10 protein-coding genes are annotated in these 19,812 nt (G+C 64.9%); all 10 read left to right on the top strand.

What is annotated here, in order from left to right; genetic code table 11:
* Positions 1–53 precede the first annotated feature (53 nt).
* The 10 genes from HWE17_RS07635 (at position 54) to HWE17_RS07590 (ending at position 19,778) form a co-directional block, all read left to right on the top strand.
* Complete coding sequence (locus tag HWE17_RS07635; protein WP_176388364.1) at positions 54–1,271, top strand: YeeE/YedE family protein; 1,218 nt, start codon at positions 54–56, stop codon at positions 1,269–1,271.
* Between the two features lie 69 nt (positions 1,272–1,340).
* Positions 1,341–2,819 (top strand): sodium:solute symporter, encoded by a 1,479-nt coding sequence (locus HWE17_RS07630; protein ID WP_176388363.1) that lies wholly within the window; start codon positions 1,341–1,343, stop codon positions 2,817–2,819.
* A 75-nt stretch (positions 2,820–2,894) separates the two neighbouring features.
* On the top strand, positions 2,895–4,769 hold the full coding sequence (gene sppA, locus HWE17_RS07625) for a signal peptide peptidase SppA (protein WP_176388362.1): 1,875 nt from the start codon (positions 2,895–2,897) through the stop codon (positions 4,767–4,769).
* Positions 4,770–4,843: 74 nt separating this feature from the next.
* Positions 4,844–5,383 carry a GNAT family N-acetyltransferase gene (locus tag HWE17_RS07620; protein WP_176388361.1) on the top strand — a complete coding sequence of 180 codons (540 nt, stop codon included), beginning with the start codon at positions 4,844–4,846 and terminating at the stop codon, positions 5,381–5,383.
* 407 nt (positions 5,384–5,790) lie between these two features.
* Positions 5,791–7,152, top strand: a complete 1,362-nt coding sequence (locus tag HWE17_RS07615) for an efflux RND transporter periplasmic adaptor subunit (RefSeq protein WP_176388360.1) — start codon at positions 5,791–5,793, stop codon at positions 7,150–7,152.
* Complete coding sequence (locus HWE17_RS07610) at positions 7,149–10,268, top strand: efflux RND transporter permease subunit (RefSeq protein ID WP_176388359.1); 3,120 nt, start codon at positions 7,149–7,151, stop codon at positions 10,266–10,268. The genes HWE17_RS07615 and HWE17_RS07610 overlap by 4 nt, the downstream gene beginning before the upstream one ends.
* The gene (locus HWE17_RS07605; protein ID WP_176388358.1) at positions 10,265–13,510 is read left to right on the top strand and encodes an efflux RND transporter permease subunit; all 3,246 of its coding nucleotides are present in this window, start codon (positions 10,265–10,267) and stop codon (positions 13,508–13,510) included. The genes HWE17_RS07610 and HWE17_RS07605 overlap by 4 nt, the downstream gene beginning before the upstream one ends.
* Positions 13,507–14,937, top strand: a complete 1,431-nt coding sequence (locus tag HWE17_RS07600; protein ID WP_176388357.1) for an efflux transporter outer membrane subunit — start codon at positions 13,507–13,509, stop codon at positions 14,935–14,937. The genes HWE17_RS07605 and HWE17_RS07600 overlap by 4 nt, the downstream gene beginning before the upstream one ends.
* Before the next feature lie 126 nt (positions 14,938–15,063).
* Positions 15,064–17,658: a chemotaxis protein CheB gene (locus tag HWE17_RS07595; RefSeq protein ID WP_176388356.1), complete on the top strand. Its 2,595-nt coding sequence runs from the start codon at positions 15,064–15,066 to the stop codon at positions 17,656–17,658.
* On the top strand, positions 17,655–19,778 hold the full coding sequence (locus tag HWE17_RS07590) for a PAS domain S-box protein (protein WP_255206153.1): 2,124 nt from the start codon (positions 17,655–17,657) through the stop codon (positions 19,776–19,778). The genes HWE17_RS07595 and HWE17_RS07590 overlap by 4 nt, the downstream gene beginning before the upstream one ends.
* Positions 19,779–19,812: the final 34 nt, after the last annotated feature.

Genomic DNA, 19,812 nt, shown 5'->3' with positions numbered 1-19,812 from the left:
GGGCGAGCGTAGGGTTTAGAATAGGGCTTACCTTCCTCTCCCCCATACTCCCCATGTCCGATACAGCAACGTCACCGCTGCGCCTGCGCGCCGCCATCAATCCGAAACCGCTGGGCGTCGCGCTTGTGCTTATCGTGCTCGGCGCCTGGTATTTGGCGCAAACCGTCGGCGCCACGCTGTCCGCGCTGTACGTGGTGGGCGCCTTGCTCGGCGTCACCCTGTATCACGCGGCCTTCGGTTTTACGTCCGCCTGGCGCGTCTTCATCGCCGACGGCCGCGGCGACGGCTTGCGCGCACAAATGCTGATGCTGGCCGTTGGCGTGGCGCTGTTCTTCCCTGCGCTGTCGGCTGGCACCCTGTTCGGCACGCCCGTCGCGGGCCTCGTTTCTCCGGCCGGTACCTCGGTGATCTTTGGCGCCTTCATCTTCGGCATCGGCATGCAGCTGGGCGGCGGTTGCGCCTCCGGCACCCTGTACACGGTGGGCGGGGGCAGCACGCGCATGCTCATCACCCTGGCCGCCTTCATCGTCGGCTCCGTGATCGGCACGGCGCACATGCCGTTCTGGACGGCGCTGCCGCAGCTCCAGCCCATTTCCCTCGTCACGACTCTGGGCCTGGTGCCCGCACTGGCGCTGAACTGGATCGTCTTCGCGTTGATCGCCGGCATCACGGTGCTGGTGGAAAAGCGCCGCCATGGCAAGCTCGTCGCCACGCCGCTGCGGCCCGCGCAAGCGTCGCCCTGGCTGTATGGCCCGTGGCCGCTGGTGGCGGGCGCCTTTGCCCTCGTCGTGCTGAACTTCGCCACCCTGGCGCTGTCGGGCAAGCCATGGGGCGTGACGTCCGCGTTTGCCCTGTGGGGCGCCAAGGCCGCGTCCGTGGTCGGCATCGATACGGCCAGCTGGGCCTACTGGTCGACCAAGGCCAACGCGGCCGCCCTGGCCGCGCCGTTGACGCAAGACAAGACGTCCGTGATGGACATCGGCATCGTGCTCGGCGCCATGCTGGCGGCGGCGCTGGCCGGCCGCTATGCGCCCGTGTGGCGCATCCCGCGCCGTTCGGTGATCGCCGCCATCGTCGGCGGCTTGCTCCTCGGCTACGGCGCGCGCCTGGCCTACGGCTGCAACATCGGCGCTTATTTCAGCGGCATCGTCTCGGGCAGCTTGCACGGCTGGCTGTGGCTGGTCTGCGCTTTCCTCGGCAACGTCGTCGGCACGCGTTTGCGTCCGTGGTTCGGCCTGGAGGTGGAGAAAGTCAAACCGAGCGGCTGCTGATGCCGGCGTGAATAGGGGCTTTGCTGTATATTTCGGCCCCTGTTCCCCTTTGCCGCCAGCGCAACGCCCATGTCCCCCCTCATCCTGTTTGCCGTCGTCCTCGCGTATTTCCTGATCCTGCTGGGCGTGGCAGGGCGCACCTCGCGCCATGCCACCAACGACAGTTTTTTCATCGGTAACAAGGACAGCAACTGGATGCTGGTGGCCTTCGGCATGGTGGGCACGACGCTCACCGGCGTGACTTTCATCAGCGTGCCCGGCGCCGTGGGCAGCAACGGTTTCGGTTATATCCAGCTGATGATCGGCTATGTGCTCGGCTACCTGGCCATCACCTTCATCCTGCTGCCGCTGTACTACCGGCTGCAGCTGACCTCGATTTACCGTTATCTGGAATTGCGCCTGGGACGGCGTTCCTACCAGAGCGGAGCGGCGTTTTTCATCGTCTCGCGCTTGCTGGGCGCTACGGCGCGGCTGTATCTGGTGGTCAATATCCTGCAAGCCACCATACTCGACAGCCTGGGCGTGCCATTCTGGCTGACCTCGTGCGTTGTGCTGCTGCTGATCCTGCTGTACACGTATGAGGGTGGCGTCAAAACCATCGTCTGGACCGATACCCTGCAAACGGCGTGCATGCTGGCCGGTCTCGTCATCTGCAGCGTGTTTTTATTGCGCGAGATGGATCTGTCCCTGATCGACAGCCTCGAGCGCATGCGCGCGCAAGGCCTTACGCGCATCTTCACCGTCGACCCGGACAGCCCAGCCTATGTGTGGAAGCACATTCTTGCCGGCATGTTCATCACGATCGCCATGACGGGCATGGACCAGGAAATGATGCAAAAGAACATTTCCGTGCGGACCTTGCGCGACTCGCAAAAGAATATGCTCAGCCTGACCGTCGTGCTGACCGGCGTGCTGCTGCTGTTCCTCTTCCTCGGCGGTTTGCTGCACCTGTACGCGCCGCTGGCCGGCGTGACGGCCACGGGCGACAAATTGTTCCCCGCCGTGGTGCTCGGGCACTTTCCGGCCGTGGTGCAGCTGATTTTCTTCATCGCCCTCATTTCCGCCCTGTTCCCCAGCGTGGATGGGGCGCTCACGGCCTTGACGTCCACCTTCTGCATCGACATCCTCGGCGTGCAGCGCCGGCAGGATTTGACCGCGGCGCAGCAGATGCGCTGGCGCCGCCGCGTGCACCTGGGTTTTGCGGCGCTGTTCCTGGTCCTCATCATGGCCTTCAAATGGCTGGACGATCCCAGCATGATCGGCGTGATCCTCAAGCTGGCCAGCTATACCTATGGTCCGCTGCTGGGCTTGTTTGCCTTCGGCTTGCTGAGCCAGCGCGGCGTGCGCGACCGCTGGGTACCGCTGGTGGCCGTGGCCGGGCCGCTGCTGTGCGCGCTGATCGAGCAGGAGCAGATGCGGCTGTTCGAGCATTACCGCATCGGGCTGGAGTTGCTGATCCTGAATGGCGCCCTGGTGCTGGGCGGCCTGTTCCTCATTTCCACGCCGCCAGGGCAGGGCGGCCAAGGCGTGGAATACTTGTCAAAATAAGACGAATCCGAAGACGATCGCGGCCATTTTCAGCTATATTGATTTCCTTTAGGTATATAACCTCACGGAGCATCAATGTCACTCAACCCCTTCCCGCCGCTGCGCCGCGGTTTTGGCGCATTCTGGCGCGCGCTGGACGCCACCCGCCGCGCGGTCATCAATCTGCTTTTCCTGCTGATCGTCATCGCCATCCTGATCGCCATTTTCGGCGGCGGCGCCAAGCCCCTGGCGGAAAAGACCACCCTGGTGCTGGACTTGCAAGGCCCGCTGGTCGAGGAAACCCCGGGCGGCGTGCGCGAGGCCGTGCTTGCCAATGTCAGCGGCGAAGTCAAGAAAAACGTGCAGCTGCGTGACGTGCTGGCCGTGCTCGACACGGCGGCCAAGGACAAGAACATCGGTTCCATGGTGATCCTGCTCGACGAATTGCAGGGCGGCGGCCTCGCTTCGCTGCGCGAAGTGGCGGCCGGCGTGGAACGCTTCCGCGCCACGGGCAAGAAAGTCACGGCCTGGGGTTCGAGCTACAACCAGCGCCAGTACCTGGTGGCGGCCAAGGCCGACGAGGTATTCCTGCACCCGATGGGCGGCGTCATGCTGGAAGGCTTTGGCCGCTACCGCAATTACTACCGCGACGCGCTCGACAAAGTGGGCGTGACGGTCAACCTGCTGAAAGTGGGCACGTATAAAAGCGCGGCCGAGCCTTTCATCGCCAACGGCCCGTCCGAAGCGGCGGCCGAAGCGGACCGCTACCTGAACAACGGCCTGTGGACCACCTACACGACCGACGTGGAAAAGGCACGCAAGCTGCCGGCCGGCGCCATCATGCAATCGATCGATGCGTTGCCAGCGCTGATGACGGCCGCCGGCGGCGATCTGGGCAAGCTGTCGCTGGACGCCAAGCTGGTCGACGGCCTGAAAACGCGCGACGAACTGCGCCAGTTCATGATGGCGCGCGGCGCGAAGAACACGGAAGGCACGAATTTCCGCCAGGTGAACTACACCGATTACCTGGCGCGTTTGCGTCCCGTGCACATCGGCGATGCCGTCGGCGTGGTCATCGCCTCGGGCGAAATCGGCGACGGCATCGCGGCACCGGGTTCCATCGGCGGCCTGTCCACCTCGCGCCTGATCCGCCAGGCACGCGAAGACAAATCGATCAAGGCCATCGTGCTGCGCGTCGATTCGCCGGGCGGCAGCGCCTTCGGCTCGGAATTGATCCGCCGCGAACTGGAATTGACGCGCGCCGCCGGCAAGCCGGTGGTCGTCTCGATGGGCAACGTGGCCGCTTCGGGCGGCTACTGGATCAGCACCTCGTCCGATGAAGTCATCGCCGACGCGGCCACCATCACCGGTTCCATCGGCGTGTTCGCGATTCTGCCGACGGCCGACAAGGTGGTGGAAAAGCTGGGCATCCACACTGCCGGTTCGCCGACCACCTGGCTGGCCGACGCGGGCAACCCATTGCGTCCGCTCGACCCGCGCTTTGCGCAAGTGATCCAGGGCTCGATCAACCACGTGTATGGCGACTTCCTGAACCTGGCCGCGAAGGCGCGCAAGACGACGCCGGAAAAGATCAATGAAGTGGCGCAGGGCCGCGTCTGGACGGGCTTGCAGGCGAAAGAGCGCAACCTGGTCGACCGCATCGGCAGCTATGGCGATGCGCTGGCCTCGGCCGCCAAGCGCGCCAATCTGGGCGCCGACTACCGCGTGACGTACCTGGAGCAGGAAACGTCGAACGTGGACCGCTTGATCGGCATGTTCGGCTCCAAGGCCATGGCCTCGCTGGGACTGGGCGAACACGTGAAGCTGGGCCTGGCCACGACCGGCTTGCCGGCCGACGCGGCGCTGGGCATGGCGCAGGACCTCTCCTGGCTGTCGGGCATCACGCGTGAACACAAACCGTTCATGGCCCTCACGCACTGCCTGTGCGAGGTGCCTTTAGGCGGCAAGTAATCGCAGTAGTGATATGACCTCAAGCCGGCTTCGCCCGGCTTGTTTTCCTTGAGGAGCAGACTATGCCAAGCGATATGAATGCAGACACCGACAACGCGATCACCATCCGCCCTTGCGCCAAGGGCGATGAAGCAGCGCTGGCGCTGGTGGGGCAGGCCACTTTTCTCGAGGCGTTTGCCGGCATCCTCGATGGCGCCGACGTCATCGCCCATTGCCAGCGCCAGCACGACGCGCAGCTGTACCGCGACTGGCTGGCGCTGCCGGCCATGCGCTTGTGGCTGGCCGAGGCCACGCCGGGCGGCGCGCCCGTCGGCTATCTGGTGCTCAGCCCCGCCAGCCTGCCGGTGGCAGACCCGCGGCCGAATGACCTGGAAATCAAGCGCATCTACCTGCTGCACCGTTTCCAGGGCCAGCGCGTGGGGCAGCGTTTGATGCAGGCGGCGCTGAGCCAAGCGCGCGCCAGCGGGGCAGGGCGCGTGCTGCTGGGCGTGTACGCGGAAAACCACGATGCGCTGGCGTTCTATGCGCGCTGCGGCTTTGCGCAGCTGGGCCGGCGCACCTTCCGTGTGGGCCGCACCGACTACCAGGATGTCATCCTCGGCATGACGCTGTAAGCGCAATCGGCCCGCGTGGCGCCAGGTCAAGCCGGCTGGCGGGAGATTTGTAGCGAGTTTGTATCTGCATGCGAGTCGCCCGCGCGCCGCTGGCGCCGGGGCGCGACGCCCGCCAAGCCTGATTTTTCCACCGTTCCCCCACAGTGGCGGCCCACCTGCCGGCCCGCCCGATCCTCCCAGGTCTGCCTGGCTGTGTGTAATTGTTTCAAGTAGAAATGAAACAGTTACATGACTATGCTAGAGTCGTTTGACGCTAGGGAGCGATGTTTTTTCAGCTGATTTTCAGCTCTTGACTCCCCCGGCTTTGTACCGAAACAACCCCGAAAAACGGTCGTCCGGCCTGAGTGTGTCCCACCTCGGCCGGCGCCACAGACTCGCCGTGCCAGCGGCCTAGACAAGGATAAGCGATGGATTCGCAGACTACACCCAACACCCCGCGGCGCAGCCGCCGTTCGAAAATCGTCGGCACGGTCATCGCGCTTGCCGTGATGGCGGCGCTGGGGGGCGGTGCCTGGTACCTGACCCACTCGGGCGTCAGCGCGCAGCCTGGCGCCGGTGGCCCTGGAGGACCGGGAGGCCCCGGCGGGCGCCGCGGCGGCCCTTCGACCACCGTCGGCGTGGCCACGGCCGTCAAGTCCGACCTGCCCGTGGTGCTCGATGCGCTGGGCACGGTGACGGCGGCGTCCACCGTGACGGTGCGCCCGCAAGTGTCGGGCATTTTGAAAGAGCTGAAATTCAAGGAAGGCGGCATGGTCAAGGCGGGCCAGGTGGTGGCGCAGATCGACCCGGCCCAGTTCGAGATGGCGCTGATGCAGGCCACGGGCCAGCGCCAGCGCGATGAAGCGCAGCTGGAAAACGCGCGCCTGACCCTGAAACGCTATCAGACTTTGCTGGGCCAGGATTCCATCGCGCGCCAGGATGTCGACACGCAGGCCGCCCTGGTGAAGCAGCTGGAAGGCACGGTCATGACGGACCGCGCCGCCGAAGGCACGGCCAAACTCAATCTGGGCTACACCAAGGTGGTCTCGCCGATCAGCGGGCGCGCGGGCCTGAAGGTGGTCGATATCGGCAATCTGGTGAGCACCAGCGACACGGGCGGCGTGGTGGTGGTGACGCAGCTCTCGCCCATCGACGTGGAATTCTCCGTGCCGCAGGATAAAGTGCAAACCATCCAGGAACGCCTGAACGCGGGTTCGGCCCTGGCTGCGCTGGCGCTGGACCGCACGCGCACGCATACGCTGGACAAGGGCGGCTTGAGCGCGCTGGACAACCAGGTCGACGTGCAGACGGGCACCGTGCGCGCCAAGGCCCGCTACGCGAACGACAAGATGGCGCTGTTCCCCAGCCAGTTCGTCAACGTGCGCCTGGAGCTGGGCAACATCACGGGCGCCGTGCTGGTGCCAGTGACGGCCCTGCGCCACAGTAACAACGGCGATTTCGTCTACGTGCTGAAAGCGGATAAAACCGTCACCGTGCGCATGGTCACGCGTGGCCAGGCCACCACCGACATGGTGGAAATCCGCGCCGGCCTGGAAGCGGGAGAACAGGTCATTACGGAAGGCGCCGACCGCCTGAAGGAAGGCGCGAAAGTCACCTTGGCGGGCGACAAGCCGGCCATGGGCGGCGCAGGTGGCGCCGGAGCGAATGGCGAACGCCGCCACCGCCGCCAGCACGCTGAGGGCGCGGCCAGCGCGCCGGCCGCATCGGCTGCCGCATCGGCACCGGCCAGTGCGCCAGCCGCGGCGCCAGCGAAGGGCGCAGCGCAATGAGTCCATCGACGCCATTCATCCAGCGCCCCGTCGCCACGGCGCTGCTGATGCTGGCCATCGTGCTGGCGGGGCTGGTCGGCTTCAAGTTCCTGCCGCTGGCCGCCTTGCCGCAGGTGGACTTCCCCACCATCCAGGTGCAGACCCTGTACCCGGGCGCCAGTCCCGAAGTCATGGGGCAGACCGTCACGGCGCCGCTGGAGCGCCAGTTCGGGCAGATGTCGGGTTTGCAGCGCATGAGTTCCACCAGCGCGGCCGGCGTCTCCCTCATCACCCTGCAATTTACCTTGGGCCAGACCCTGGACGTGGCCGAGCAGGAAGTGCAGGCGGCCATCAACGCGGGCGGCTCCCTGCTGCCCACCGACTTGCCGGCGCCGCCCGTGTACGCGAAGATCAACCCGGCCGACGCGCCCGTGCTGACCCTGGCCATCACGTCGGACACGATGCCGCTGACGCAGGTGCAAAATATCGTCAACACGCGTCTGGCGCTGAAAATCAGCCAGGTCAATGGCGTGGGCCTCGTCTCGCTGTCGGGCGGCCAGCGTCCGGCCGTGCGCATCCAGGGCGACACCAAATTGCTGGCGTCGTATGGCCTGGGCCTCGACAGCCTGCGCACGGCCATCGCGGCGGCCAACGTCAACAGCGCCAAGGGCAGTTTCGACGGCCCCACGCGCTCGTTTACCATCAACGCCAACGACCAGCTGGTCACGGCGGAAGACTACAAGCGCCTGATCATCACCTATAAAAACGGCGCACCCGTGCGCCTGTCCGACGTGGCCAACGTCGTCGACAGCGCGGAAAACACGCGCCTTGGCGCCTGGTCGGGCAAGCAGCCGGCCATCATCCTGAACGTGCAGCGCCAGCCCGGCGCCAACGTCATCAAGACGGTCGACGCCATCAAGGCCCTGCTGCCCGACCTGCAGGCCAGCCTGCCGGCGGCCATGAAGCTCGACGTGCTGAGCGACCGCACGACGGGCATCCGCGCCTCCGTCGAACACGTGGAACTGGAACTGCTGTTGTCCGTGCTGCTGGTGGTGCTGGTGATCTTCGCCTTTTTGCACAGCGTGCGCGCCACCGTGATCGCCAGCCTGTCCGTGCCGATCTCGCTGATCGGCGCCTGCGGCGTCATGTATTTGCTCGGCTACAGCCTGAACAACCTCTCCTTGATGGCGCTGACCATCGCCACGGGCTTTGTCGTCGATGACGCCATCGTCATGATCGAAAACATCGCCCGCTACATCGAAGAGGGCGAAACGCCGATGGCCGCCGCCCTGAAAGGCGCGTCGCAGATCGGCTTTACCATCATCTCGCTGACCGTGTCACTGATCGCCGTGCTGATTCCCCTGCTGTTCATGGGCGACGTGGTGGGCCGGCTGTTCCGCGAATTTGCCATGACCCTGGCCATCACGATTCTGATTTCCGCCGTGGTGTCCTTGACCCTGGTGCCGATGATGTCGGCGCGCTGGCTGAAAAGCCACGCCGACGAAAAAGTCAGCGCCACGGGCCAGCGCATCCAGGCTTTCCTCGACCGCGTCATCGTGCAGTACGACCATGCGCTGGTGTGGGTATTGAAACGCCAGGGACTGACCCTGCTCGTGGCCCTGGCCACGTTGCTGCTGACCGTCATCCTGTATGTCACCATTCCGAAAGGCCTGTTCCCCACGCAGGACACGGGGCAGCTGAAGGCGCGCATCGAAACCTCGCAAGCCGTCTCGTACGAGCGCATGGCGACCTTGCAGCAGGCCGCCGCCAGCGCGCTGCTGGAAGACCCCGCCGTCGATACCCTGAGTTCCCTCGTCGGCGTCGATGCGGCCAACAACACCATGCTGCACACGGGCAGCATGCTGATCAACCTGAAGCGTCCGCGCAGCGGCAGCCAGGACGAGGTCATGGAGCGCCTGCGAAACCGCGTGGCCAAGGTGGCCGGCGTGACCCTGTATCTGCAGCCGACGCAGGACCTCACCATCGATGCGGAATCGGGTCCGACGCAGTACCGCGTCTCGCTGGAAGGGGCCGATACGGCCACCGTCACCGAGTGGGCCGGCAAGCTGGCCGCGCGCATGCGTGAAAAATCGCAGCTGCGCAACGTCGTCACGGATGCGGGCGCCACGGGCGCCGCCGTCACGGTGGCGATCGACCGTGACAGCGCCGCGCGCATGTCCGTCACCACGGCCACCGTCGACGACGCGTTATATAACGCCTTCGGTCAGCGCATCATTTCGACGATTTTCACGGAAACCAACCAGTACCGCGTCATCCTCGAAGCGCAACCGGGCATCGTCACCACGCCGACCGACCTGTCGGACCTGCAGGTGCGCACGGGGTCCGGCAAGTCGACGCCGCTGTCCGCGTTTGCCAGCGTCAGCGAAAAACAGGCGCCGCTGCAAATCACGCACGTGGCGCAGTACCCGGCCACCACCCTGGGTTTCGACACGACGCAGGGCGTGGCGCTGGGCAGCGCCGTCGACGCCATCCGCCAGGCGGCGAAAGACATCGCCTTGCCCCCATCGGTGACCCTGACCTTCCTCGGCGCGGCCGGCGCGTATGAAAACTCGCTGTCGAACCAGCTGTGGCTGATTCTCGCCGCCGTCGTTTGCGTCTACATCGTGCTGGGCGTGCTGTACGAAAGCTACATCCACCCGCTGACGATTTTGTCGACGCTGCCGTCGGCCGGCGTGGGCGCCTTGCTGGCGCTGATGATCTCGGGGCAGGACCTGGGCGTGATCGGCATCATCGGCATCATCCTGCTGATCGGCATCGTCAAGAAGAACGCCATCATGATGATCGACTTCGCCATCGAGGCCGAACGCGATGAAGGCAAGAGCCCGCAGGAAGCCATCCACCAGGCGGCGCTGCTGCGCTTTCGTCCCATCCTGATGACGACCCTGGCTGCCCTGTTCGCGGCCGTGCCGCTGATGCTGGGCTGGGGCGAGGGCGCCGAGCTGCGCCGTCCGCTGGGCCTGGCCATCTTCGGCGGCCTGATCGTCAGCCAGGTGCTGACCCTGTTTACCACGCCCGTCATCTACCTGGGCTTCGACCGCCTGGGCCAGCGCTTCGCCTCCAGAACGCGGGGCGTCAAGCTGGACAAGCCGGCCGATAATGCGGGGAGCGCCGCGTGAACCTGTCCGAACCGTTCGTCAAGCGTCCCATCGCCACCGTGCTGCTGACCATCGGCATCGCGCTGGCCGGTATCGGCGCCTTCTTCGTGCTGCCCGTCTCGCCGCTGCCGCAGGTCGATTATCCGACCATTTCCGTCAGCGCCAGCTTGCCCGGCGCCAGCCCCGCGACCATGGCCACCTCGGTGGCCACGCCGCTGGAACGGCGCCTCGGTGTGATCTCGGGCGTGAACGAGATGACGTCGTCGTCGGGCACGGGCTCGGCGCGCATCAATTTGCAGTTCGACTTGAACCGCAAGATCGATTCGGCCGCGCGCGAAGTGCAGGCCGCGATTGCCGCCGCGCGCGTGGACTTGCCGGCCACCTTGCGCAGCAATCCCACCTACCGCAAGGCCAATCCGTCCGACGCGCCCGTGATCATCCTGGCGCTGACGTCGAAAACGCGCACGCCGGGCCAGATCTACGACGCCGTGTCAAACCTGGTGCAGCAGAAGGTGGCGCAGGTCAAGGGCGTGGGCGACGTGGAACTGGGCGGCGGCTCGCTGCCTGCCGTACGCGTGGAACTGCTGCCATATCAGCTCAATCACTACAGCGTGTCGATGGAAGACGTGCGCGCGGCCATCCAGGCCAGCAACGCCAACCGCCCGAAAGGGGCGATTTCCGGCGATGAGCGCAGCCTGCAGATCTATTCGGGTGCGACCACCGCGTCGGGCGGGCGCTCAGCAAGTGATTACCGCAGCCTGGTGGTGGCCTGGCGCGACGGCGCCGCCATCCGCCTCGACGACGTGGCCGACGTGGTCGACGGCGTAGAGAACAACAATACCCTGGGCCTGTTCAATGGCGACCCGGCCGTCATCGTGCTGATCACGCGCCAGCCCGGCGCCAACGTCATCGCCACGGTGGACGGCGTGCGCGCGCTGCTGCCGCAACTGCAGGCGCAGCTGCCGGGCGACATCAAGCTGCAAGTGGCGTCCGACAGCACCAATTCCATCCGCTCCTCGCTGCACGAGATCGAGTTCACCCTGATCCTGTCCATCGTGCTCGTCGTGCTGGTGGTCAGCGCCTTTTTGCGCAGTGTGCGCGCCACCATCATCCCGGCTGTCGCCACCATCGTCTCGCTGTTGGGCACCTTTGGCGTCATGTACGTGCTGGGCTTTTCCCTGAACAACCTGTCGCTGATGGCGCTGACGGTGGCCACGGGCTTTGTCGTCGACGACGCCATCGTGGTGCTGGAAAACACGCAGCGCCACATCGAGGCGGGCATGGACCGTTTCAAGGCGGCCTTGCTGGGCGCGCGCGAGGTAGGCTTTACGGTGCTGTCGATCAGTCTGTCGCTGGTGGCCGTCTTTATCCCGCTGCTGTTCATGGGCGGGCAGGTGGGGCGGCTGTTCCGCGAATTTGCCGTGACCCTGTCGGCCGCCGTGATGATTTCGCTCGTCATTTCGCTCACGACCACGCCGATGATGTGCGCCTGGCTGCTGAAAAGCGGCGAGCAGCACAAGCCGCCAGGTCTTGTCGCGCGCTGGTTCGAACGCGGCTTCGAGCGCATGCTGAAAGTCTACGAGCACTGCCTGGACTGGGCCTTGTCCAGCGCCGCGCTCGTGATGACCATCCTCGTGTTCGTCGTCGGCCTGAACGTGTATTTGTTCGCCGCCGCGCCCAAGGGCTTCTTCCCGCAGCAGGATACGGGCCAGATCAATGGCGGCATGCGCGCCGACCAGAGCATCTCGTTCCAGGCCATGCAGGGCAAATTGCGCCAGCTGGTCGACATCATCAAGGACGATCCGGCCGTCGCCACCGTCGTTGGATTCACGGGCGGCGGCAGGGCGGGGGGCGGCTTCATGTTCATCGACTTGAAACCGGCGTCGCAGCGCACGGACAAGGGGCAGGCCGTGATCGCCCGCTTGCGTCCGCAGCTGGCCAAGGTGACGGGCATCTCGCTGTTCCTCAACCCCGTGCAGGATTTGCGCATGGGCGGGCGTTCGAGCAATTCGACCTACCAGTACACCCTGATCAGCGACAACCAGGCGGACCTGAAGAAATGGGCGGCGAAACTGGCCGACCAGATGAAGCTGCAGCCGGCCCTGATCGACGTCGACACGGACCAGGCGGAAAACGGCGTGGAAACCTTTGTCAGCATCGACAAGGACCGCGCCACGCAGCTGGGCGTGCAAGTCAAGGATATCGACAATGCGCTGTACAACAGCTTCGGCCAGCGCCAGGTGGCGACCATCTACGATGAGCTGAACCAGTACCACGTGATCATGGAAGTGGCGCCGCGCTATGCGCAAAGTCCGGAAGCGCTGCGCTCCGTGTACGTGCCGGCGTCGAATGCGGCCGCCGTCGCAGCCACGGCCACGGCCACGACAACCACCACCAGCACCGTCACTGCGACGACGTCCAATACGACGGCGGCGCGCGACCCGTCCAGCGGCTCGGCCCTGTCCACGACCCTGGCGCACATGGTGCCGCTGTCGTCGTTCAGCACCTTCGCGGAAAGCTCGACGGCCACCTCGATCAATCACCAGGGCGGGGAGCTGGCGACCACCGTGTCGTTCAACCTGGCCGACGGCTATCCGCTCAGCGACGGGCAGGCTGCCGTGGCCCAGGCGGAGTCGGAAATCGGCATGCCCGTCAATGTGCGCGGCAGCTTCCAGGGTTCGGCGAAGAGCGCGCAGGACAGCAACAAGGAGCAGCCGCTGTTGATTCTGGCGGCCATCGTGGTGATCTACATCGTGCTGGGCATCCTGTACGAAAGCCTGATCCACCCCGTCACCGTGCTGTCGACCTTGCCGTCGGCAGGCGTGGGCGCCGTGCTGGCCTTGCTGCTGTTCCGCATGGAGTTTTCCATCATCGCCCTGATCGGCGTGTTCCTGTTGATCGGTATCGTCAAGAAAAATGCTATATTGATCATCGACTTCGCGCTGGAGGCCGAGCGTTCGCGCGGCTTGACTGCGGTGGAGGCGGTACGCGAGGCATGTTTGCTGCGTTTCCGCCCCATTCTGATGACCACCCTGGCGGCGGCGCTTGGCGCCTTGCCGCTGGCGATCGGTTTCGGCGAGGGGTCGGAGCTACGCCAGCCCTTGGGGGTCGCCATCATCGGCGGCCTGATTGCCAGCCAGTTACTCACATTGCTGACCACCCCGGTGGTCTACATCCTGCTCGACAAGCTGCGCACGCGCAGCGCCGACGAGCAGCAATTGAGCCGCATTCCTGGGCCAGATAACCCGAGCACACAATCATGAAGCAAGTAAAACCTATTCCATCCGCCGTCCCCGCACGCCACCTGCTGGCGCTGGCCGCTGCCACCGCTTTCCTGCTGCTGGCCGGCTGCGCCGTCAGCCCCGCGTATGAAACGCCGGCGGCCGCCGCGCCGCAAACGTTCAAGGAGGCGGCCGGCTGGCAACCGGCCGTGCCGGCCGATACCCTGGAGCGGGGGCCGTGGTGGACCCTGTTCGGCGACGCGCAGCTGAACCAGCTGGCCGAAGGCATCGACATATCGAACCAGAACGTGGCCGCCGCCATCGCCTCGTACGAGCAGGCGCGCGCGCTGGTGCGCGAACAGCGCGCCTCGCTGTTCCCGACGGTGAACCTGACGGGCAGCGGCGCCCGCTCCGGCGGCGGGGGCGAGCAGCAGACGAACAATAATTTCAAGGCGGCCATCGGCGCCTCGTGGGAACCGGACGTGTGGGGCAAGCTGCGCGCCGGCGTGACGGGGGCGGACGCCAGTGCCAGCGCCAGCGCGGCGGACCTGGCCGCGGCGCGCCTGTCGGCGCAGGGCGAACTGGCCACCAATTACTTTTCGCTGCGCCAGAGCGATGCGCAGATCGCGCTGCTCACTGCCACGATCGACGGCTACAAGCGCGTGCTCGAGATCACCAGCAACCGCTTCAACTCCGGCATCGCCGCCAAGTCCGACCTGCTGCAGGCGCAGACGCAGCTGGCCAATGCGCAGATCGATTTGTCCAGCCAGACGCGTGCGCGCCAGCAGCTCGAACACGCGATCGCCATCCTGCTGGGCCGCGCGCCGTCCGACTTCAGCCTGGCCGTGGCGCCGTGGACCCTGACCGTGCCCGAGGTGCCGCTGGGCGTGCCGTCGACCCTGCTGCAGCGCCGTCCCGACATCGCGGCCGCCGAGCGCCGCGTGGCCGTGGCCAACGAGCAGATAGGCATCGCCCGTTCCGCCTATTACCCGAGCCTGAACCTGACGGGATCGTACGGTTCCGGCGCCAGCCGTGTGGGCGACCTGTTCAATGCATCGTCGAGCCTGTGGTCCTTGGGCGTGTCGGCCGCGCAAACCCTGTTCAATGCGGGCGCCACCACGGCCAGCGTGGATGCGGCCAAGGCGGGGCATGAAGCGGCCGTGGCGCGCTACCGCCAGACGGTATTGAGTGCCTTTGGCGCCGTGGAAGACCAGTTGTCGGCCACGCGCGCGCTGGCCGAACAACTGGCCTTGCGCCAGCAGGCGTCGTCCGCCGCCGACCAGGTCGAGCAGCAGATGCTGAACCGCTACAACGCGGGCCAGGTCGGCTATACGGACGTGGTGACGGCGCAAGTGACGGCCCTGTCGGCGCGCCGTTCGCTGGTGCAGGCGCAGGCGGACCGCCAGACGACGGCCGTGGCCCTGATTCAGTCGCTGGGCGGCGGCTGGCATGCGCCGCAGGCACAGTAAGGGAGTCGGCAGGCGCAGGAAACTCCCTGCGCCAAATTCGCGTTTTGCCGCGCATCTTGAGTGCTAGAATGCAAGATTATCAATTCCCAGCCTGACGCTTTGGCCGTGGCTGGATTCTTGCCGACGATGACACGCAGTAAACACAGCAATGCCTCCGTCCCCGAAGTGGCCACCATCGTTTGTCCTGTGGTGGCCATTGGCGCATCCGCCGGCGGGCTCGATCCCATCGTCGCTTTCCTGGCGAACGTGCCGCAGGAAAGCGGGATTGCCTATGTGGTGATTCAGCATCTCGATCCCACGCAAAAGGCCATGCTGCCGGAACTGCTGCAGCGCGCCACCAGCATTCCCGTCACGGAAATCACGCACCAGGCGGAATTGCGGCCGAATCATATCTATGTGATCCCGTCAAATGCCGACCTGGGCCTGTCGAAGGGGCGTTTCGTGCTCAGCGAGCCGGTGCAGCTGCGCGGGCACCGCTTGCCCATCAACACCTTTTTCGAAAACCTTGCCAGTGAACTGGGCGAACTGGCTGTCGGCGTGATCTTTTCCGGCATGGGCAACGACGGCACGCGCGGCTTGCTGGCGATCAAGCAGGCAGGCGGCCTGACCCTGGCCCAGCACCCCGATACGGCCAAGTTCGACATGATGCCGCAGAGCGCGATATCGGCCGAAGTGGTCGACCTGGTCGATTTTCCCGACAAGATGCCGGACAAGATCATCACCTATCTGTTCCGCAGCAGCTTCCTCAGCCTGCCGGGCCATGAGCCGAACGGGCGCAATTCACTGCAAGAAATTGTCGCCTTGCTGTCCGAACATACGGGCAACAGTTTTACCGATTACAAGATCAACACGGTGCTGCGGCGCATCGAGCGGCGCATGAGCTTGTATCAAATGACGTCGATGGAAGATTACGTGCCGTATTTGCGCGCCAATCCGGCCGAGATCGACTTGCTGTTCAAGGAATTACTGATCGGCGTGACGAGTTTCTTCCGCGACCCCAAGGTATGGGAATACCTGAAGATGGTGGCCTTGCCGCAAATGCTGGCGGCCCATCCGGACGGACGCGCCTTCAAGGCCTGGGTGCCCGCCTGTTCCACGGGCGAGGAAGCGTATTCGCTGGCCATGGTCTTCCATGAAGTGGTGGCCAGCATCAATCCGCCGTCGAAGTACAGCCTGCAGATCTTTGCCACCGACCTGTCGGCCGACGCCATCGACCGCGCGCGCCAGGGACGTTTTCCGCACAGCATCAGCAGCGATGTGTCGGCCGAGCGCCTCGGACGTTTCTTCTTGCGCGACAAGAATGACTACCACGTCAAAAAAGAGATCCGCAACACCATCATCTTTGCCCAGCAAAACATCATTTCGGATCCGCCGTTCACCAAGCTCGATATCCTGTGCTGCCGCAACTTGTTGATTTATCTCAATGCCAAGCTGCAGCAGCGTTTGATACCCTTGTTTCATTACGCCTTGAACCGCGACGGGATTTTGCTCCTGGGCAGCGCCGACACGCCCGGTCATTTTTCCGACCTGTTTTCGCCGCTGACCACGTCGACCCGGCTGTACCGCCGTCTCGACAACCTGGCGCGCCAGCGCCTGCCCACGTATTTTCCTACCAAGGTATCGTTGGCATCCCCCCCTACACCTAGCGACACGAGAGAAGTCAGCATGACTGGAAAGATTCAATCCCATGTCGAGCAATTATTGCTCCAGAAATATTCGCCTGCCGCCGCGCTGCTGAACCAGGATGGCGACATCCTGTACATCAACGGCCGCACGGGCGCCTTCCTCGAACCGGCTGCCGGCAAGGCCAACTGGAACATCCATGCGATGGCGCGCGAAGGCTTGCGCTACGAGCTGGCCGGTCTCATCAAGCAAGCGCTGCAAAGCGAAAGCGTGGTGCGCCTGAAGGGGCTGGTGGTCAAGGACCATCTGGGGCAGTCGCTGGGCGTGGACTTGAGCGCGGAAGCGCTGAGCCAGCCTGAATCCTTGCGCGGCATGGTCTTCGTCACGTTTTCCAGCGTGCCGCTAGTGGCCGAGGCGCGCCGCGGGCGCTCGCCGAACCCTAAGGTGCTGGAACTGGAACAGCAACTGGCGCAGGCGCGCAACGAAATCCAGGCCGTGCGCGACGAGATGCAGACCTCGCGTGAGGAACTCAAATCGGCCAACGAGGAATTGCAGTCAACCAATGAAGAGCTGCAATCGACGAACGAGGAGCTGACCACCTCGAAGGAAGAGATGCAGTCGCTCAATGAGGAGCTGTACACGGTCAATGCGGAGCTGCAATCGAAGGTCGATGACTTGTCGCTGGTCAACAGCGACATGAAGAACCTGCTCAACAGTACCGACATCGCCACCATTTTCCTCGACAGCGACCTGCGCATCCGCCGCTTCACGGCGCCGGCCACGCAAATCTACAAGCTGATCCAGACGGACTTGCGCCGTCCGCTCAGCGACATCGTCAACGACCTCGATTATCCGGGCCTGGAAGACGATGCGCTGGAAGTGATCCGCAGTCTCGTATTTTGCGAACGGCAAGTGGAAACCAAGACGGGGCGCTGGTACAACGTGCGCATCATGCCGTACCGTACGATCGAAAATGTGATCGATGGCGTGGTGGTGACTTTTATCAACATTACCGAATCGAAACTGCTGGAAGCCCAGCTGCGCCAGATCCAGTCCGGCGCCGCGGCGGCAGGCAATAGCGGCGAGAACGTGTCATGAACGAACCATTCGACGAGGAGAGCGTGCCGGCCAGATTGCGAGAGCAGGCCGAGCAATTGGCGGCGCAGCAGCGCCAGCCCGTGCCGCAGTCGAATGAAGAGGTGATGCGCCAGCTGCATGAGTTGCAGGTCAGCCAGATCGAGCTGGAAATGCAGAGCGCGGCCCTGGCCGAACTGGAGCAGCTGAAGAATGAATATGAAAGCAGCCGCGACCGTTATGCGCAGCTGTATGAGCAGGCGCCCGTCAGCTATTTCTCGCTGGCGCGCGAAGGCGTCATCACGCGTGTCAACGTGGCGGCCTGCGGCTTGTTGCAACGTGACAAGAACCGGCTGCTGGGGCGGCGTTTCGAACAATTCGTCGCGCCCCAGGCGCAGGGCGGCTTCCGGCTCTTCCTCGACGCCGTCTTCACGGGTGGCGCGCGCCAGGTGCTCGAAGCGCCGCTGTTCGAAGGCGAAGCGGGCGGCATGCGCGGCATGGTGCGCATCGAAGCCAATTACGATGCGGACAGCGCCACGGCGCGCATGCTGGTGACGGACCTGGGCGACGAGCACGTGCGCGAATCGGCCTTGCGGCGCGCGTTTGTGATACTCGACAGCATCCGCGAAGGCGTGCTCGTGACGGACAGCGCCAACCGCATCATTTCCGTCAACCCCGCTTTCACCACCATCACCGGCTACCAGGCGGAGGAAGCCATCGGGCGCGATCCGTCCTTCCTCGGCGGCGGCACGCATTTGCCGCATTTTTATGAGGCCATGTGGCGCAGCCTGCACCAGGATGGCAGCTGGTATGGCGAACTGGTGAACCGGCGCAAGAATGGCGAGCGCTTCGTCGAATCGCTGTCGATCACGCCCATGCGCAGCCCGGATGGGGCGATCAGCCATTTTGTCGGCGTGTTTTCCGACATCACCGAGCGCAAGCTGGCCGAGGCGGACTTGCGCGAGCTGCATCGCGAGCTGGACCAGCGGGTGGTCGACCGCACGGCCGAATTGCTGCGCGCCAACCAGCACCTGCAGCTGGAAGTGCACCAGCGCGAGCGGGCGCAGGAAGCCTTGCGCGACGCCGAGCGCTTCTTTCACGCCACCATCGATTCCTTGACGGACCGGGTGCTGGTGCTGGACCGGGCGGGGCGCGTCGTGCATGCCAACCAGGCTTGCCTGGCCTTCGTCGGGCAAACGCCGCAGCCGCTGCAGTACCTGGAATTTTGCGAGACGGATCCGCGCTGGCAGCGCAGTGCCGGGCGCGAGCTGGCCGCCGGCATCCGCGCCGTGATTGCCGGCAATGCGGACGCGTTTGCGCTCGAGTATGAGTTTGCCACGCGCTCAGGCCCCCGCTGGTCGCAGGCCAGGGTCAGCCGTTTTCTTGGCGAAGGGCCGCTGCGCGTGGTGGTGGCGCACACGGACATTACCGAACGCAAGCTGATGGACGGCGCCCTGCGCCAGTCGCATGCGCAGCTGCGCCAGCTGGCGCTGCACCTGGAAACGGCCAAGGAAGACGAGCGCAAGCGCATCTCGCGCGATATCCACGATGAACTGGGGCAAAACCTGTTGGCGCTGCGCATCGATATTTCCATGCTCAGCGCCCGCACGGAAGGTTCCCATCCGCGCCTGCACCGCCGGGTCGGCGCCGTGCTCAGCAACGTCGACACCACCATCAAGAGCGTGCGCGGCATCATGAACGAGCTGCGCCCGATGGCGCTGGACCTGGGCTTGCAGGCCGCCATCGAGTGGCAGGTGGGCGACTTCCGCAAGCGCAGCGGCGTCGCTTGCCAGTTGCTGATACGCGACGAGGCGCTGTTTTCCGCCATCGGCAGCCAGGTCGAGATCGTGCTGTTCCGCATCGTGCAAGAAGCGCTCAGCAACGTCATGCGCCATGCCCAGGCCAGCCTGGTCGAGATCGAGCTCAGTTCGGATGCCTGCGCCGTGTACGTGGCCATCAGCGACAACGGCATCGGCATCACGCCGCAGCAGCAGCGTAAAAAACAGTGCTTTGGCCTGATCGGCATCGCCGAGCGGGTGACGGCGCTGGGCGGCCAGTTCGAGGTGGGCTTGCCGGCCTCGGGCGCCGGTTGCCGGCTGTCCCTGCAGATCCCCTTGCAGGGCACGGGGCGGCCGGCCGGCTGATACAGAAATTGCATCGGGATAATTTTTGCCGGCT

It is taken from the genome of Janthinobacterium sp. BJB401 (assembly GCF_013372745.1).
Classification (GTDB): Bacteria; Pseudomonadota; Gammaproteobacteria; order Burkholderiales; family Burkholderiaceae_D; genus Janthinobacterium; species Janthinobacterium rivuli.
The sequence above is the reverse complement of the archived record's forward strand: the minus strand, read 5'-3'. Positions and strand labels throughout refer to the sequence as shown.

Coding starts and splice junctions, on each gene's coding strand:
- HWE17_RS07635 (WP_176388364.1), top strand. CDS start 54: ATGTCCGATACAGCAACGTCACCGCTGCGCCTGCGCGCCGCCATCAAT.
- HWE17_RS07600 (WP_176388357.1), top strand. CDS start 13,507: ATGAAGCAAGTAAAACCTATTCCATCCGCCGTCCCCGCACGCCACCTG.
- HWE17_RS07620 (WP_176388361.1), top strand. CDS start 4,844: ATGAATGCAGACACCGACAACGCGATCACCATCCGCCCTTGCGCCAAG.
- HWE17_RS07590 (WP_255206153.1), top strand. CDS start 17,655: ATGAACGAACCATTCGACGAGGAGAGCGTGCCGGCCAGATTGCGAGAG.
- HWE17_RS07595 (WP_176388356.1), top strand. CDS start 15,064: ATGACACGCAGTAAACACAGCAATGCCTCCGTCCCCGAAGTGGCCACC.
- HWE17_RS07630 (WP_176388363.1), top strand. CDS start 1,341: ATGTCCCCCCTCATCCTGTTTGCCGTCGTCCTCGCGTATTTCCTGATC.
- HWE17_RS07610 (WP_176388359.1), top strand. CDS start 7,149: ATGAGTCCATCGACGCCATTCATCCAGCGCCCCGTCGCCACGGCGCTG.
- sppA (WP_176388362.1), top strand. CDS start 2,895: ATGTCACTCAACCCCTTCCCGCCGCTGCGCCGCGGTTTTGGCGCATTC.
- HWE17_RS07615 (WP_176388360.1), top strand. CDS start 5,791: ATGGATTCGCAGACTACACCCAACACCCCGCGGCGCAGCCGCCGTTCG.